Here is a 17,479-nt window from a genome sequence, read left to right as displayed (position 1 = left end):
TGAAGAGTATGCAATTTGTTACAGAGTGGATCAGAAATATTATCGTTTTTTTGCTCTTAGCGACAATGCTTCATCTTATTCTTCCAAATTCGAATTTGCAAAAGTACGTTAAATTCGTTGTAAGTCTTTTGTTAGTTGTATTAATTTTAACGCCTCTTTTTAAACTATTGCAGACAGATGTAAATGAAGTAATTGCAAATTTTAATGAAGAAAAGTACGTAGCAGAAGGATCTGTAAAAAATTCAATAGATTCGAAGAAAAAAGAAATACAAGCTCTAACACGTGCATATAGTTTAGAAGAGATGGCTACCAAAATGAAAAAAGAAGTAGGGAAAGAGTTTGAGAAAAAGTATGGTATGACTGTCTCTGAAATACAAATAGTCGCAGCAGAAAATATAGAAGAAGTAAAGTCAGCGAAAGATATTCAATCTGTTGTTGTGACGTTGAAAGAAAAAGAACGTAGTAAAAATGATGCAATCGAAACAGTAAAGCCAATTGAAATTAACACGAAAGAGCCTCCAAAAAAAGTGGAAGAAACGAATGTAGAAATGAAAGATTTCTTTTCAAGCAGGTGGCAGCTAGAGGGTAAACAAATCCAAGTTCAAATGGAAGGGAGGACAGGTAGAGTAAATGGACAATAAAGATAAAAATTCGAAGTTCTCATTTTTTCGAAACTTATTGAATGGGGATCAAAAAGAAAGCAACGAGAAGGGTAAAAAGGTAACACCTAAGTTTTTACTTGTCCTACTCATACTTGGAATTTTGCTTATGTTTTCTAGTAGTCTCTTTTCAAGTAAAAAAGAAGAAGTACCTGTATTTAAAGAACAAAAAACTCAAAATCAAGAAAAAGACGTACCAACTTTCGGACAAAAAAGTAATGATAGTATGTCAAATGTAGAAAAATATGAAAAAGCGTATGAACAAGAATTAAAAGCTGCTTTAGAAGAAATAGCAGGAGTAAAAGACGTAACGATTAAAGTGAATTTAGATTCATCTGAAGAAAAAATTTTAGAAAAAAATACAGTGAAACGCTCACAAACAACAGGTGAAACAGATAAAACAGGCGGTAAAAGAGAAGTAGAGGACGAGTCTCTTGATGAAAAGACAGTCATTATACGTGAAGGGGATAAAGAAACTCCTGTTGTTTTACGAACAGAGAAGCCGAAAGTACGTGGTGTTCTTGTCGTAGCAAAGGGAGTGGATAATATACAAGTTAAAGCAATGGTAAAAGAAGCTGTGATAAGGCTGCTAGATGTACCGGCCCATCGCGTTTCAGTTTCACCGAAAAATTGATAGGGAGGAAATAAAGTGTTAAAAAAACAAACAGTTTGGCTATTAACGATGTTAAGTTTAGTTGTTGTACTATCGGTGTATTACGTGACAACTCCTGACAAAATGAATACAGCATCGCCAGCAACAGGTGAAAAGATTGGACAAGAAAAACAAGGTACTGATAAAGCAGTAACAAACGAAGCACCTAAAGAAACTCCGAAAAAAGAAAATACAAGCAAGGAAACAACGAATAAAGAAACAGACAAAAAAGAAAATACTAAAAAAGAAACAAGTAAAAAAGAGGGCAATGTATCAGTTCAATCAAGTGATGAGAATTTCACAGCTTTACGTATGCAAATGGAAGATCAACGTAGTGAAGCGAAAGCAAAATTACAAGAAGTGATGAATTCTTCGAAATCTTCAGCAACAGAAAAGAGTAAAGCGAAAGATAACTTTGATGCAATCACTACAATGGAAACGAAGCAAGAATTACTTGAGACAGTAATTAAATCTCAAGGAGGATATCCAGATGCTCTTGTAAGAGCTGATGGTACTGATATTAGAGTAACGGTTAAAGCGGCAAAACATTCACAGAAAGAAGCAAATAAAATTATTCAACTTGTAAGAAGTGAAGGCGGATCAAAAGATGTAGGTGTGAAATTTGATCCACCGGCGAAATAAGTGAAACTTTAATCCGTAGGGGGTTCCTTGCGGATTATTACTTTTTACTAAGCAAAGGGTATGCAAATAGTAAAATAGAGTATGTAAGTAAACGTGTGGATAGAAAAAAGCTATCATTTTCGATAGCTTTTTTCTATTTCGTCTTTGTAATTATTTTTACTATGTTCAACTCGGAATGGAGAAACACGTTGTGAGTAAAAGATTAATGGTTCATGGTACTGATGATTACTTTTTCCGTATTTGACGTGGATGCAAAGAACACATGCCCAAACGATTACGGCAGGTAAAAAGAGAATGAGCCATATCATATTTCCACACCTCGACACAATATATTTTCTACACTTTGAACATACTATTCTTATATGAAGGAATGATGAACGGCGTGTAAACAAAAAAATAATATTTGGTAAAAATATGTTATTGACTATAGGTGTGGTGAAGAGTAGAGAGGGAATGGCATGTTTGCTGTGTAACGTTTTGCTAAAGTAGTGAATGTTTTTTAAGAAGTGGTCTTGCCAATTTCATGTGAAACTTGGTATTATTACTAGGTATTAAATTTTTATTGGAATAATATTTTTACAGGAGTTTCGATTTATTATAAAGAAATATAAATTGGAATGTTTAAAAAATTTATCGTAAGATGGAAATAGTAAATATTTCTATTAGTTAATGAAATATATTTTCTAATAGAATACATCGTATTTTTACAGTCAATCTAGTTTTCGTGACGAGAATCTGTAAAAACGGGACAAACAAGAGTATGGGAGTGGATTTTACATGTTTAAAATTCAAGAAGTTCGTGAATTAATTAAATTAATTGATAGCTCTAATATTGATGAATTTGAATACAAAAAAGACGGTACAACAATCAAAATGAAAAAGCGTGGTAATGAAGTTGTTGCTGTGCAAGCACCTGCAGCAAAACAAGCTATGCAACCAGTAGCGCCTGTTGAAGTTGAAACGACAGTAGCAGCAGCGCAAGCAGAAGCACCAAAACAAGAAGAGAAGAAAACTGTGCAAGATGAAAATCTACATAAGATCACATCACCGATGGTAGGTACATTCTATTCTTCTTCTTCGCCTGATACACCTCCATATGTAAGTGTTGGGGATAGAGTATCGAAAGATTCTATCGTATGTATTGTCGAGGCTATGAAGTTATTTAACGAAATTGATGCTGATGTAGAGGGCGAAATTGTTGAAATTCTTGTTAATAACGGACAGCTTGTTGAATATGGACAACCGCTATTTCTTGTAAAAGCGTAATAAGGGAGTCTTTGTGATGATAAAAAAAGTATTAATAGCCAATCGTGGGGAAATTGCTGTACGAATTATTCGTGCTTGTAAAGAAATGGATATTGAAACAGTTGCAATTTATTCAGAAGCAGATAAAGAGTCACTTCACGTACAGATTGCAGACGAGGCGTATTGTGTAGGACCAACGATTTCGAAAGAAAGCTATTTAAATTTGACGAACATTATTAGCGTTGCGAAGTTAACAGGCTGCGATGCTATTCATCCGGGATACGGATTTTTAGCAGAGAATGCAGATTTCGCAGAGTTATGCCGTGAATGTAACTTGATTTTTATCGGTCCAAGTCCAGAAGCTATTTCAAAGATGGGCACAAAAGACGTTGCTCGTGATACAATGAAAGAAGCAGGGGTTCCGATTGTACCAGGTTCACAAGGGATTATTAAAAATACCGAAGAAGCGATCGAGCTTGCTAATCAAATTGGATATCCAGTTATTATTAAAGCGACTGCAGGTGGCGGCGGAAAAGGTATTCGTGTTGCACGCCATGAAGAAGAGCTTATAAAAGGAATTCAAATTACACAGCAAGAAGCTAGTACCGCTTTTGGGAACCCTGGTGTATACTTAGAAAAGTACGTTGAAGATTTCCGCCATGTTGAGATTCAAATAATGGCAGATACACACGGAAATGCCATTCATTTAGGAGAGCGTGATTGTACAATTCAGCGCCGTTTGCAAAAACTATTAGAAGAAAGTCCATCACCTGCACTTGATGAAGATATTCGCAAGCAGATGGGTGAAGCGGCAGTTAAAGCGGCGGTAGCGGTTGATTATACAGGTGCTGGTACGGTTGAGTTTATTTATGAATATAAAACGAAAACCTTTTATTTCATGGAGATGAATACGAGAATTCAGGTTGAGCATCCGGTTACTGAAATGGTAACGGGAATGGACTTAATTAAAGAACAAATTCTTGTTGCTTCAGGAGAAAAGTTATCGTTACAGCAAGAAGAAGTACAATTTAATGGTTGGGCAATTGAATGTCGAATTAATGCGGAAAACCCTGCCAAAAAATTTATGCCATCTCCAGGTAAAGTAGAAATGTACTTACCACCAGGAGGATTTGGTATTCGCGTCGATTCAGCTGTATATCCGGGATATTCAATCCCACCTTTCTATGATTCGATGGTTGCTAAATTAATTGTTCACGGAAAAACACGTGAAGAGGCAATTGCAAAAATGAAGCGCGCACTTAGTGAATTTGTCATTGAAGGCGTACATACAACAATCCCGTTCCATTTGCAATTGCTAGATCATCCTGATTTTGTAAAAGGTGAGTTTAATACGAAATTTTTGGAAGAGCATGAACTTGTGACGCAGTGATACATTAAAGGAGGTTTTTTTCATGGCTGAACATATGTTAGATATGGGTCAAGATACAACTCTTGGTAAAGTAGAAATTGCACCAGAAGTAATTGAAGTAATTGCAGGTATTGCAGCTGCTGAAGTAGAAGGTGTAGCGGCAATGCGCGGTAATTTTGCTACAGATGTTGTTGAGAAGTTAGGTAAGAAAAATCACGGTAAAGGTGTAAAGGTTGAATTAGCAAACGAAGATATTATCGTTGACCTTTATGTTGTAATGTATTTTGGTGTAGCAATTCCAGTTGTTGCACAAAAGATTCAAGACAATATTCGCCAAGCACTCTTTACAATGACAGGACTTGAGCCAAAAGAAGTGAATGTTCACATCGTTGGCGTAACATTCGAAACACAAAAAACAGAAATCGAACCAGTGTAAGAATGAAAAGGTGCCTAGTAACATAGGCATCTTTTTTATCGTTTCATTTCTTCACAAATTACAACCCTCTAATTATTATACTATTTCAAAAAATAAGAAATAAACAAGAAAATGTGTCGTTTTTCCAAAAAACGTACATTGTGATAAGATATGGAACTTGAAGTTAATCTTTTTATTATTTTTCAGCCTTGTAACCCGTGTGTGAAACGATAAATTGTGTTATTATCATTGTATTATAAGGTTGGAAAATCAATGAAAACTGTAAGAGTAAGTGAATTGACGGCTTATAAATTATAATAATATAACAAAGTATAAGGAAAGACTTGAAGCATAAAGGAGAGTTACAATGAAACGTAGGACGGCTAGAGAAAGAGCAATGCAAGCATTATACCAAATGGATATTACAGGTGAATTAGAACCGAAAGTAGCAGTGGAAAACACGCTAGATGAAGGCGAAGAAACAAATGAGTTTCTAGAGTCACTTGTAGTAGGTTTTGTAGAAAATAAAGAAGCAATCGATGAAGCGATTCGTCAAAACTTAAAAAAGTGGAAGCTTGAGCGTATTAGCATTGTTGATCGCAGTATTTTACGTGTAGCTGTGTATGAAATGAAATACATGGAAGAAATTCCACACAACGTAACAATTAACGAAGCAATTGAAATTGCTAAAACATTTGGGGATGAGGAATCTCGTCGTTTTATTAACGGCGTTTTATCTAATATAAAAGATACACTGTAAATTCTTTAAGGGGGAATCTTAAAATGGTAGCAGTAATCATCAAAGGAAATGAAGTTGCGGAGAAAAAACGAGCACAATTAACAGAAGAAGTTGTGAAGTTGAAAGAGCAAGGTATTGTACCAGGATTAGCAGTTATTTTAGTTGGAGAAGATCCAGCATCTCGTTCTTATGTGAAAGGAAAAGAAAAAGGCTGTGAACAAGTAGGGATTTACTCAGAGCTAATTGAACTTCCTGAAACAATTACTGAGGAACGTTTGCTTGCTGAAATCGATCGCTTAAATGGCGATGACCGTATTAATGGCATATTAGTGCAATTACCTTTACCAAAACATATTGAAGAAAAAGCTATCATTGAAAGAATTTCACCAGAAAAGGATGTAGACGGATTTCACCCAATCAGCGTGGGACGTATGATGACGGGACAAGATACATTCCTTCCATGTACACCGCATGGTATTGTAGAATTAGTAAAAGAAACAAATCTTGATATTTCTGGAAAACATGTAGTAGTAATTGGAAGAAGTAATATTGTCGGTAAACCAGTGGGGCAATTGTTTTTAAATGAAAATGCAACTGTCACATATTGTCATTCTAAGACGCAAAATATGAAAGAGTTATCGAAGTTAGCTGATATTTTAATCGTAGCTGTTGGACGACCTAAAATGATAACAGCGGATTATATTAAAGAAGGAGCGGTTGTAATTGACGTTGGTGTTAACCGTTTAGAAACAGGAAAACTTTGTGGTGATGTTGACTTTGACAACGTGTTAGATGTTGCGGGTTACATTACACCTGTGCCAAAGGGTGTTGGTCCAATGACAATCACAATGCTTCTTCATAATACTGTTGAATCTGCCAAACGTACAGGTGTCGTTTGTAAATAATTTGAGTCGGCTATGAGGAGAGAGAAATGGAGAAGCAATATTTAACCGTTACAGCGTTAACACGCTATATAAAAACAAAAATAGAATATGATCCGCATTTGCAGTCTGTTTGGTTAAAAGGTGAAATTTCCAACTTTAAAAATCATAGCCGTGGCCACATGTATTTTACATTGAAAGATGAAAATGCAAGAATCGCAGCGGTTATGTTTGCGGGTCATAATCGTAATATTAAATTCAAACCTGAAAATGGGATGAAGGTACTCGTGAAAGGGAAAATCTCTGTTTACGAGGCGAGTGGTTCTTATCAAATTTATATTCAAGACATGCAGCCTGACGGAGTCGGAAATTTACATTTAGCGTACGAACAGTTAAAAGTTCGTTTAGAAGAAGAAGGACTTTTTTCTCAAGTTTATAAAAAAACAATTCCTCCTTACGCTAAAACAATAGGTGTAATTACGTCGCCAACAGGAGCAGCGATTCGTGATATTATAACAACGATTAAACGTCGTTATCCAATTGGGAATGTTATTGTATTTCCGGTACTTGTACAAGGGGAGTCAGCGGCTCCCTCGATTGTACAAGCGATTCGTACAGCGAATGAAATGGGAGAGATAGATGTACTAATCGTTGGTCGTGGTGGAGGTTCTATTGAGGAATTATGGGCTTTCAATGAGGAAATGGTTGCAAGAGCAATCTTTAAGAGTGAAATTCCTATTATTTCGGCAGTAGGCCATGAAACGGATTTTACAATCGCAGATTTTGTTGCAGATTTACGCGCGCCAACACCGACTGCAGCAGCTGAGCTAGCAGCACCTAACATTATAGAGTTACAAGAAAAGGTATTACAAAGAACTCTGAGATTGCAAAGAGCAATGAAAGAGTTAGTACATAAAAAAGAAGAAAAACTACAAGTGTTGCAAAAATCGTATGCGTTCCGTTATCCAAGACAAGTATATGAGCAAAAGGAAGAGCAATTAGATAGAGCGCTAGAACAGCTTGTTTTAGCGAAAGAGCGCTATATTGATAAAAAGGTGAATCAGTTAAAGCAACTTTCATTTTATTTAGAGAAGCACCACCCATCTCAAAAAATTATGCAAACGAAGGTAGCTGTTGAAACGTTGCAAAAGCAATTACAACGTGAAATGCAAACGTTACTCCAAACGAAAGAATTTGCCTTTGTAAGAGCTGCTCAAAAACTTGAAGCGTTAAGTCCGCTTAAAGTAATGATGAGAGGGTACGGGCTTGTATATGATGAAGAGAAGCAAGTGTTAAAAAGTGTGAAAGATGTAAGCCTTGGAGATGCTGTTTCAGTTCAATTACAAGATGGAATACTAGATTGTAGCGTATCAGGCATAGAGGAGCGTGAATTGAATAATGGAAAATAAATTAAGCTTTGAAGAGGCAATTTCGCAACTTGAGCATCTTGTTTCTAAGCTAGAACAAGGTGACGTACCTTTAGAAGAAGCAATTTCTTATTTTAAAGAGGGTATGGAATTATCTAAGCTTTGTGATGAGAAGTTGAAGAATGTACAAGAACAAATGGCAGTTATTCTTGGGGAAGATGGAGAGCTTGAACCGTTTACTGCTTTAGGAGATGAAGCATAGTGACGATTGCTTTTGATACTTTTTTGAAGGAAAGTAAAACTTTCGTAGAAGAGAAACTTGTAAGCTATGCAAATGAATTACAATGTCCAAATGTACTTCGTGAAGCGATGGCATATTCTTTGGAAGCGGGTGGAAAACGTCTCCGCCCGTTACTTTTGTTTGCAACATTACAAGCGTTCGGGAAAGAAAGAAATCTTGGAGTAGGTGCAGCTTGTGCTCTTGAAATGATTCATACATATTCGTTAGTTCATGACGATTTACCTTGTATGGATGATGATGATTTAAGAAGAGGAAAGCCCACAAATCACAAAGTATTTGGTGAAGCGATGGCAGTTTTAGCAGGAGATGGCTTATTGACGTATGCTTTTCAAGTTATTATGGCATATGAACAAAAAGAAATTTCTGCCGAAAAAAAAGTAAGACTTGTACTTGAACTTGCAAAAGCAGCAGGACCAGAAGGAATGGTTGGCGGACAAGTGGCAGATATGGAAGCTGAAGGGAAACGCCTTACGATTGATGAATTGGAGTACATCCATAAACATAAGACCGGAAAACTGCTTGAATTTGCTGTACTTGCGGGTGCGATACTTTCTGATGCGACAGAAGAGCAAGAAGAAAGGTTGCTTACGTTTGCCAAATATATCGGTCTAGCTTTCCAAATTCGAGATGATATTTTAGATGTCGAAGGAACCGAAGAAGAGATTGGAAAACCGATTGGTAGCGATCTTTCTAATGAAAAGAGCACATATACGACGTTGTTTACTGTAGATAGAGCAAAGGATATTTTAGAAGAAACAATTGCAGAAGCAAAAGGTGCGATTAGCTCCTTGCAATTACAAGATGAATATTTACTATCTATTTGCGATTTGATTGCAAAACGTAATAACTAATATAACAGCGTTTTCATTTGTTGAGTCATTCATCATTTTATGATATAAATGTAGGAAAAGGTTTTTCTTTTCTTGTTATTGGCAAAAATATATGTAGATTACATTGCCGTTATCACTTCGTGTTAGCGGCTATTTTTTTCATCGCCTAAAGAAATATGGTTTATAATAGGATTAAGGCGCAATAGACTGGTTAATAGCGGGACAAGACGAAAAATAGAAAAGAGAATTTCTTGTTTTGTGTAAATGTTTTTTATAATATTTGACATGTTGACAGATTATGAAATGAAAGTGAGTGATCCATGTGGATCTAACGCAAATTCAAAACCCTAGTTTTTTGAAAGATATGTCTATCAGTGAACTAGAGGGATTGAGTGAGGATATTCGTAAGTTTTTAATTGAAGAGCTCTCTCAAACAGGTGGACATATTGCACCTAATTTAGGTGTAGTAGAACTCACAATTGCTCTGCATAAATTATTTGATAGCCCGCAAGATAAATTTTTATGGGATGTAGGACATCAATCCTATGTACATAAAATTTTAACTGGACGCGCGAAAGAGTTTGGTACATTAAGGCAATATCAAGGTCTATGTGGTTTTCCGAAACGTTGCGAAAGTGAGCACGATGTATGGGAAACTGGTCATAGCTCAACGTCGTTATCGGCTGCAATGGGAATGGCTCTGGCACGTGATTTAAAGAAAACGAAAGAATATGTTATACCAATTATTGGGGATGGTGCTTTAACAGGCGGAATGGCTTTAGAGGCATTGAACCATATTGGACATGAAAAAACAGACATGATTGTTATTTTGAATGATAATGAAATGTCGATTGCACCAAACGTTGGTGCGCTTCATAATGTACTCGGTCGTTTACGTACAGCAGGAAAATATCACTGGGTAAAAGATGAATTAGAGTATATATTAAAGAAAATCCCAGCAGTTGGTGGGAAAGTGGCTGCGACAGCAGAGAAAATAAAAGATAGTCTTAAATATTTACTAGTATCTGGTGTCTTTTTCGAAGAGTTAGGCTTTACATATTTAGGTCCAGTCGATGGGCATGATTATGAAAAGTTATTCGAAACGTTGCAATATGCAAAGAAAACAAAAGGTCCAGTACTTGTTCACGTTATTACGAAAAAAGGAAAAGGTTATAAACCGGCTGAGAGTGACGTTATTGGAACTTGGCATGGAACAGGACCTTATAAAATTGAATCAGGTGACTTCGTTAAGCCGAAAGAAGTTGCACCAGCATGGAGTGCTGTTGTTAGTGAAACAGTACTTAAGCTAGCGAGAGCGGATGAGCGTATCGTAGCAATTACACCTGCAATGCCTGTTGGATCAAAACTTGAGAAATTCCAAAAAGAATTCCCAGATCGTATGATTGATGTAGGTATTGCAGAGCAGCATGCTACAACAATGGCAGCAGGTATGGCAACGCAAGGAATGAAGCCATTCTTAGCAATTTATTCGACATTTTTACAAAGAGCATATGACCAAGTTGTTCATGATATATGCCGCCAAAACTTAAATGTTTTCATCGGAATAGATCGCTCAGGATTAGTAGGAGCAGATGGTGAAACGCATCAAGGTGTATTTGACATCTCATTCTTACGTCACTTGCCAAATATGGTGCTTATGATGCCGAAAGATGAAAATGAAGGGCAACATTTAGTTTATACGGCAATGCAATATGAAGATGGACCAATCGCACTGCGTTATGCGCGCGGTAATGGACTTGGCGTTCCTATGGATGAAGAATTAAAGGCGATTCCAATCGGTACGTGGGAGACGTTAAAAGAGGGTACACAAGCAGCTATTTTAACGTTTGGTACGACAATACCAATGGCAATGGAAGCCGCTGAGCGTCTTGAAAAAGCTGGAGTTTCAGTGAAAGTAGTGAATGCTCGCTTTATTAAACCAATGGATGAAGCATATTTACATGATCTTCTAGGAAAGAATATACCGATTTTAACGATTGAAGAAGCTTGTTTAATCGGTGGTTTTGGAACAGGAGTAGTTGAATTTGCATCTGAAAATGGTTACCATAGTGCATTAGTTGAACGAATGGGTATTCCAGACCGCTTCATAGAGCACGGAAGTGTAACAAAATTATTAGAAGAAATTGGTTTAACGACAGATGCTGTTGTAGACCGTATTCATACAATGATTCCATCAAAACAAAAAAGGGCGTAACAAATGAGCGTAAAAAAAGAAAGAGTAGATGTACTATTAGTAGAGCGAGGACTTATAGAAACGCGTGAGAAAGCAAAGCGCGCCGTTATGGCCGGACTCGTATATGCAAATGAAATGAGACTTGATAAGCCAGGAGAGAAAATCTCGCAAGATACTGAGATTACGGTGAAGGGGCAAGTTATGCCGTATGTAAGTCGTGGTGGTTATAAACTTGAAAAGGCATTAGAGACATTTCATCTTGATTTACAAGATAAAGTTATGATAGATATTGGTTCATCAACTGGTGGCTTTACAGATTGCGCACTTCAAAATGGAGCGAAATTATCTTATGCATTAGATGTAGGATACAATCAACTAGCGTGGAAATTACGTCAAGATGAGCGTGTTGTTGTAATGGAACGAACAAACTTCCGTTACGTGACACCAGCAGACTTAGAACGTGGTTTACCTCAATTTGCAAGTATTGATGTTTCATTTATATCATTAAAGCTTATACTGCCGGTTTTAAAAACAATGCTTATGCCTAACGGAGATGTAGCAGCATTAATTAAACCGCAGTTTGAAGCTGGAAGAGAGCAAGTTGGGAAAAAAGGTATCGTTCGTGATAGAAAAGTACATGAAGCTGTTGTGGAAATGATTGTCGATTTTGCTTTAAAAGAGGGCTATGATGTGGAAGGTTTAACATTCTCACCAATTACGGGTGGGGATGGTAATATTGAATTTTTAATTCATCTGAAATGGCATGGTGAACGTGAGAATGGCGAAAATCATTCTCCGATTTCTATAGAGCAAGTTGTTACAGAAGCGCATGACGTTCTAAAACAAAAAGGGAAAGGGGAATAACATATGTTGTTCCTCTTTTTGTTGTAATTGTATAATGATTGTAAAAACAATTGTGTACAAGAAACGAATTATAAGTTAACATAAATAAGTGAAGTATACCAATGTTTAAACTATGGTAAGAGATAGTGTGAGGTGCAAATGTATGAATAAAGGTCAGCGCCATATTAAAATCAGGGAAATTATTGCAAACAAAGAAATTGAAACACAAGATGAATTAGTTGATATTTTACGTAATGAGGGATTTAATGTAACGCAAGCAACAGTATCGCGCGATATTAAAGAACTGCACTTAGTGAAGGTGCCATTACATGATGGGCGCTATAAATATAGCTTGCCAGCCGATCAACGATTTAACCCGTTACAAAAATTAAAACGAAATCTAGTGGATTCATTTGTAAAATTAGACACGGCAGGACATATGCTTGTGCTAAAAACATTGCCTGGTAACGCTCATTCACTTGGAGCACTTATTGATCATTTAGAGTGGGATGAGATCATCGGAACCATCTGTGGTGATGATACTTGCTTAATTATTTGCCGTACACCTGACGATACAGGTGTTGTCTCTGATCGTTTCTTAAATATGTTGTAACAAAAAATCTTGTTTGCTTTCCATCGTAAAGTGGGAAGTGAACAAGATATTTTTATTGGTTAAAAATATGATTTTTCTAATTGTAATATAATATTTTGTATGCATAAAGTTAGAAAATAGATGGATTGACCCGTAAAACAAATGTTTGGTACAATGAAGCGGATTAGAAGAGTATATACATACAAATATATAGTATGATTATTTGAATGAAGAACTGAGAAAATCCTTTAGTAAGGGATTATTTTATAACGAGGTGAATGGGGCATTGTTATCGGAATTATCGATTAGAAACTTTGCTATTATTGAAGCATTAAATATTTCTTTTCAAAAAGGTTTAACGGTTTTAAGCGGTGAAACAGGGGCCGGAAAATCGATTATTATTGATGCAATTAGTTTACTTGTAGGTGGCCGTGGGTCAGCAGAGTTTGTTCGATATGGAACAGAAAAGGCTGAGATTGAAGGGCTGTTTTATGTTGAAGATGAGAAGCATCCATGTATTGAAAAGGCAGAAGAGTTAGATATAGAAATAGAAGATGGCATGATTATTTTGAAGCGTGATATTGCTGCGAACGGGAAGAGTGTATGTCGTGTAAATGGGAAGCTTGTTACACTTAGCATATTAAAAGAAATTGGGAAAACACTTGTTGATATTCATGGACAGCATGAAACGCAAGATTTAATGAATGAAGAACGACATCTGTTTATGCTTGATCACTTTGATGGGGATCGAATCGTTAAACAACTAGACATATATCAAAATGTATACGCTGACTATGAAAAATTAAAAAAACAATTAAAATCGTTAAGTGAAAATGAACAACAAATGGCACATCGCTTAGATTTAATTCAATTTCAGCATGAAGAAATTCGCAAAGCTGATTTAAAGATGGATGAAGAAAATGAATTAACTGAGGAACGATTGCAAATTTCTAATTTTGAAAAGATTTATAAAGCATTAGGTGATGCATATCGTTCGTTAAGTGCTGACGGACAAGGATTAGATAATGTAAGAAGCGCAATGGGACAAATGGAAAGTATTACACATTTAGATGAAATGTATCAAGAGAATCATGATTCAATTGCAAATAGCTATTACTTGTTAGAAGAGGTTGCATATCAACTGAGAGAAAAGCTCGATATGATGGAATATGATCCAAATCGTTTAGATGAAATCGAAACACGTTTGAATGAAATTCGTATGCTGAAGAGAAAATATGGAAATACTGTAGAAGAGATTTTAGCGTATGCTGATAAAATTGAACAGGAAATTTTTACGATTGAAAATAAAGACGTTCATATTGAAACGACGAAGAAACAGTTGAAGGAATTAGAAAGTGTTATTCTGAAAGAAGCAACGTTGTTAAGTAATATGCGTCATGAGCTTGCAGAACATCTTACAAATGCAATTCATCAGGAATTAAAAGAATTATATATGGAAAAAACGAAATTTGAAGTGAGAATTATGAAGAGAGAAGGAAATGTAGAAGAGCCCTTTGTGGAAGGTGCACCGGTAAGACTTACGGCGGATGGTTACGATCATGTGGAGTTTTATATTTCAACGAACCCAGGAGAGCCGCTAAAACCACTTTCAAAGGTTGCTTCTGGCGGAGAGTTATCTCGTATCATTTTAGCTTTAAAAAGCATTTTTTCTAAGCATCAAGGGGTTGCATCTGTTATTTTTGATGAAGTGGATACGGGTGTAAGTGGCCGGGTCGCACAGGCTATTGCGGAAAAAATTTATCGAGTATCAGTAAACTCGCAAGTACTTTGTATTACGCACTTACCTCAAGTAGCTTCAATGGCGGATTCGCATTTATTTATTCGAAAACAAGTAGCGAATGATCGGACAATTACATCAGTTACTGTTTTAACTATGGAGGATAAAGTAACAGAAATAGCTCGAATGATTTCTGGTGTGGAAATTACAGATTTAACGACAGAGCATGCGAAAGAATTACTTACGCAAGCGCATCATTTTAAACAGACAGCAGAGGCTATCCAGTAATGGATAGCTTTTTTTCTCAAATGACGATTTCTTAATTCTTCCGGTTATAAATAAAGCACTGCAAGGAGAGATTAAAAAGTGAAGCCAAAAGGCTGAATGTGGGGTAGGAGCGAGGAGAGTGAACAAGTTGAAATTAGAAAAATTTCGAAAAATAATAGGTCTTTGTCTCCTTGTTTCTTTAGTTTTAATTGGATGTTTTAAACCGCTTCGAACGTTTATTTCATCACCGAAACAACTTGTTGTTTTTGAGGGACAACAATCAGAAATATCATCATTACCAGTTTTCAAAGCTTCATCCACAAATCGTCATGTGTTTACAGTGAGTTCGAATGAACAAAAACAAGGACTTATGGTAAATTCTCATCAAAATGGTGAAGCTGATATGGTATTTCAGCTTGCTGGTTTTCCAGTGAAAAAAGTAAATGTGAAAGTGTTAAAAGATTTTAAGGTGATTCCAGGTGGACAATCAATTGGTGTGAAATTAAATACAAAAGGTGTACTTGTTGTAGGCCATCATTTAATTCAAACTGAAAAAGGTAAAATATCTCCTGGTGAAACAGCAGGTGTACAAATTGGAGATATGATTACTGAAATTAATGGTAAAACAATTGAAAGAATGAGTGATGTAGCACCGTTTATTCATAATAGTGGAGAAACAGGTGAACCGCTTAATCTTGTATTGTTAAGAGATGGAAAATATATTCGCACGAAACTAACGCCACAAAAAGACAACGGTGAGTCGTCTTATCGAATTGGCTTGTATATTCGTGATTCGGCAGCTGGAATTGGAACAATGACATTTGTTCATCCGGATTCTATGAAATACGGGGCGCTTGGTCATGTTATTTCTGATAATGATACAAAAAAGCCGATTCAAGTCGAAGATGGACAAATTATGCGCTCGACAGTTACATCAATTGAAAGAGGTAGTCATGGGAATCCAGGGGAGAAATTAGCAAGATTCTCACCAGATCGTGAAGTGATTGGCAATATTACAATTAATAGTCCATATGGTATTTTTGGAAAATTAAATACAAATATGAAAAACGGTATAATGGATAAAGCAATGCCTATCGCATTATCTCATCAAGTAAAAGAAGGGCCGGCAAAAATATTAACAGTTATTGATCAAGATAAAGTAGAAGCGTTTGATATTGAAGTTGTTAGTACAGTGCAGCAAAAATTTCCAGCCACAAAGGGTATGGTCATAAAAGTAACAGATAAGCGCCTATTAGCGAAAACGGGCGGTATCGTACAAGGAATGAGTGGAAGTCCAATTGTACAAAATGGAAAAGTGATTGGTGCTGTTACACATGTATTTGTAAATGATCCAACATCAGGATATGGTGTTCATATTGAATGGATGTTACATCAAGCTGGAATTAATATTTATGATCAAGAGAAAAAAGCGAGCTAATACATATTAGCTCGTTTTTTCTGTTGAAAAATTCGTTGAAATTTTGTAAAAGCTCCGCAAGAGGTGTTTTTTGTTGTAAAATAAAAGAAAAGGGTTGAACGTTTCGTTGTATTTCTATGATGGAATGTGTTGCGAAAGGGAATAAATGAACGATAAACATATTTTTTTGTGATTTTATCGGAAAGTAAGAAACTTTAAAAGGGAATTTTCACACAATTGTCGAACAATTCATGTAGCCTAGAAGGATACACATGTCGGAGAATCGATTCGGTAAGGGAGGAAAAGCTGTGGAGAAAATTAAAGTATGTCTTGTGGATGATAATAAAGAACTAGTATCAATGTTAGAGAGCTATGTAGCCGCTCAAGATGATATGGAAGTAATCGGTATTGCTTATAATGGTCAAGAGTGTTTAAACTTATTAACAGATAAGCAACCTGATGTACTCGTTTTAGACATTATTATGCCACATTTAGATGGGTTAGCTGTATTGGAAAAAATGCGACATATTGAAAGGTTAAGACAGCCTAGCGTAATTATGTTGACAGCATTTGGGCAAGAAGATGTGACGAAAAAAGCAGTTGACTTAGGTGCCTCATATTTCATATTAAAACCATTTGATATGGAGAATTTAACGAGTCATATTCGTCAAGTGAGTGGTAAAGCAAACGCTATGATTAAACGTCCACTACCATCATTCCGATCAGCAACAACAGTAGATGGAAAACCGAAAAACTTAGATGCGAGTATTACGAGTATCATTCATGAAATTGGTGTACCCGCTCATATTAAAGGATATATGTATTTACGAGAAGCAATCTCCATGGTATACAACGATATCGAATTATTAGGATCGATTACGAAAGTATTGTATCCAGATATCGCAAAGAAATATAATACCACAGCAAGCCGTGTGGAGCGCGCAATTCGTCACGCGATTGAAGTAGCGTGGAGCCGTGGTAATATTGATTCTATTTCATCCTTATTTGGCTATACAGTATCCATGTCAAAAGCAAAACCTACGAACTCTGAGTTTATCGCAATGGTTGCGGATAAACTGAGACTTGAACATAAAGCTAGCTGAGAGTAAAGATAGTAAGGGTTTACTCTTTAGCTAAGCCGACAAATTCTTGAAATCTATACTTAATATCAATTTTAAAACCAATAAACTTTTCACTCAATGACCAATGAATTTTATGATTCGTTGGTCTTTTTATTTTGTTGAGAAAAAGAGATTATTTCATACCATGGAAAATAAAACCTATTTTTAGTAATATTACATATAAGTGAGTTTTTTATAAGGTAATTA

The 17,479-nt window shown here is 36.0% G+C and carries 18 protein-coding genes; 17 read left to right on the top strand and 1 reads right to left on the bottom strand.

Going from position 1 to position 17,479, the window contains the following annotated elements; genetic code table 11:
• Positions 1-8 precede the first annotated feature (8 nt).
• Genes spoIIIAF through RT27_RS09600 form a run of 3 tightly spaced genes read left to right on the top strand, consistent with a single transcriptional unit; the run spans position 9 to position 1,953 of the window.
• Positions 9-641 (top strand): stage III sporulation protein AF, encoded by a 633-nt coding sequence (spoIIIAF, locus tag RT27_RS09610; protein ID WP_029443282.1) that lies wholly within the window; start codon positions 9-11, stop codon positions 639-641.
• Positions 631-1,293, top strand: coding sequence for a stage III sporulation protein AG (gene spoIIIAG, locus RT27_RS09605; RefSeq protein WP_000368888.1), 663 nt, complete (start codon positions 631-633; stop codon positions 1,291-1,293). Before spoIIIAF ends, spoIIIAG begins: the two co-directional genes overlap by 11 nt.
• A gap of 15 nt (positions 1,294-1,308) precedes the next feature.
• Entirely contained in the window at positions 1,309-1,953 is a 645-nt protein-coding gene (locus RT27_RS09600) for a SpoIIIAH-like family protein (protein ID WP_000914711.1), read from the top strand.
• A 113-nt stretch (positions 1,954-2,066) separates the two neighbouring features.
• Here RT27_RS09600 and RT27_RS33125 read toward each other — a convergent pair whose 3' ends face one another.
• Positions 2,067-2,261, bottom strand: coding sequence for a DNA recombination protein RecO (locus tag RT27_RS33125; RefSeq protein ID WP_082044912.1), 195 nt, complete (start codon positions 2,259-2,261; stop codon positions 2,067-2,069).
• A 469-nt stretch (positions 2,262-2,730) separates the two neighbouring features.
• Between RT27_RS33125 and accB the strand changes: the two genes are divergently transcribed.
• From accB to spo0A, 14 genes are all read left to right on the top strand, one after another.
• On the top strand, positions 2,731-3,219 hold the full coding sequence (gene accB / locus RT27_RS09595) for an acetyl-CoA carboxylase biotin carboxyl carrier protein (protein ID WP_000472863.1): 489 nt from the start codon (positions 2,731-2,733) through the stop codon (positions 3,217-3,219).
• 16 nt (positions 3,220-3,235) lie between these two features.
• Positions 3,236-4,588: an acetyl-CoA carboxylase biotin carboxylase subunit gene (gene accC, locus RT27_RS09590; RefSeq protein WP_000592870.1), complete on the top strand. Its 1,353-nt coding sequence runs from the start codon at positions 3,236-3,238 to the stop codon at positions 4,586-4,588.
• A 22-nt stretch (positions 4,589-4,610) separates the two neighbouring features.
• Positions 4,611-5,003, top strand: coding sequence for an Asp23/Gls24 family envelope stress response protein (locus RT27_RS09585; RefSeq protein WP_000807630.1), 393 nt, complete (start codon positions 4,611-4,613; stop codon positions 5,001-5,003).
• Between the two features lie 346 nt (positions 5,004-5,349).
• Entirely contained in the window at positions 5,350-5,742 is a 393-nt protein-coding gene (gene nusB, locus RT27_RS09580) for a N utilization substance protein NusB (protein ID WP_000830247.1), read from the top strand.
• 23 nt (positions 5,743-5,765) lie between these two features.
• Positions 5,766-6,626: a bifunctional methylenetetrahydrofolate dehydrogenase/methenyltetrahydrofolate cyclohydrolase FolD gene (gene folD / locus RT27_RS09575; RefSeq protein ID WP_043935926.1), complete on the top strand. Its 861-nt coding sequence runs from the start codon at positions 5,766-5,768 to the stop codon at positions 6,624-6,626.
• Between the two features lie 26 nt (positions 6,627-6,652).
• Positions 6,653-8,011 carry an exodeoxyribonuclease VII large subunit gene (gene xseA, locus RT27_RS09570; RefSeq protein WP_016080322.1) on the top strand — a complete coding sequence of 453 codons (1,359 nt, stop codon included), beginning with the start codon at positions 6,653-6,655 and terminating at the stop codon, positions 8,009-8,011.
• Entirely contained in the window at positions 8,001-8,231 is a 231-nt protein-coding gene (gene xseB / locus RT27_RS09565) for an exodeoxyribonuclease VII small subunit (protein WP_000428423.1), read from the top strand. The genes xseA and xseB overlap by 11 nt, the downstream gene beginning before the upstream one ends.
• The gene (ispA, locus tag RT27_RS09560; protein ID WP_029443280.1) at positions 8,231-9,121 is read left to right on the top strand and encodes a (2E,6E)-farnesyl diphosphate synthase; all 891 of its coding nucleotides are present in this window, start codon (positions 8,231-8,233) and stop codon (positions 9,119-9,121) included. Before xseB ends, ispA begins: the two co-directional genes overlap by 1 nt.
• A gap of 301 nt (positions 9,122-9,422) precedes the next feature.
• On the top strand, positions 9,423-11,315 hold the full coding sequence (gene dxs / locus RT27_RS09555) for a 1-deoxy-D-xylulose-5-phosphate synthase (protein WP_016080324.1): 1,893 nt from the start codon (positions 9,423-9,425) through the stop codon (positions 11,313-11,315).
• 3 nt (positions 11,316-11,318) lie between these two features.
• Complete coding sequence (locus RT27_RS09550) at positions 11,319-12,158, top strand: TlyA family RNA methyltransferase (RefSeq protein ID WP_016080325.1); 840 nt, start codon at positions 11,319-11,321, stop codon at positions 12,156-12,158.
• Positions 12,159-12,300: 142 nt separating this feature from the next.
• On the top strand, positions 12,301-12,750 hold the full coding sequence (argR, locus tag RT27_RS09545) for an arginine repressor ArgR (RefSeq protein WP_001032580.1): 450 nt from the start codon (positions 12,301-12,303) through the stop codon (positions 12,748-12,750).
• 265 nt (positions 12,751-13,015) lie between these two features.
• On the top strand, positions 13,016-14,755 hold the full coding sequence (recN, locus tag RT27_RS09540; protein ID WP_043935924.1) for a DNA repair protein RecN: 1,740 nt from the start codon (positions 13,016-13,018) through the stop codon (positions 14,753-14,755).
• A 118-nt stretch (positions 14,756-14,873) separates the two neighbouring features.
• Complete coding sequence (spoIVB, locus tag RT27_RS09535; RefSeq protein WP_043935922.1) at positions 14,874-16,172, top strand: SpoIVB peptidase; 1,299 nt, start codon at positions 14,874-14,876, stop codon at positions 16,170-16,172.
• A gap of 287 nt (positions 16,173-16,459) precedes the next feature.
• Entirely contained in the window at positions 16,460-17,254 is a 795-nt protein-coding gene (gene spo0A / locus RT27_RS09530; protein ID WP_042969082.1) for a sporulation transcription factor Spo0A, read from the top strand.
• The last annotated feature ends 225 nt before the right edge of the window (positions 17,255-17,479 follow it).

Origin of the sequence: Bacillus sp. L_1B0_5, assembly GCF_000836715.1 — a bacterium.
GTDB lineage: Bacteria > Bacillota > Bacilli > Bacillales > Bacillaceae_G > Bacillus_A > Bacillus_A thuringiensis_S.
This window is presented reverse-complemented; position numbering and strand designations above follow the sequence as displayed.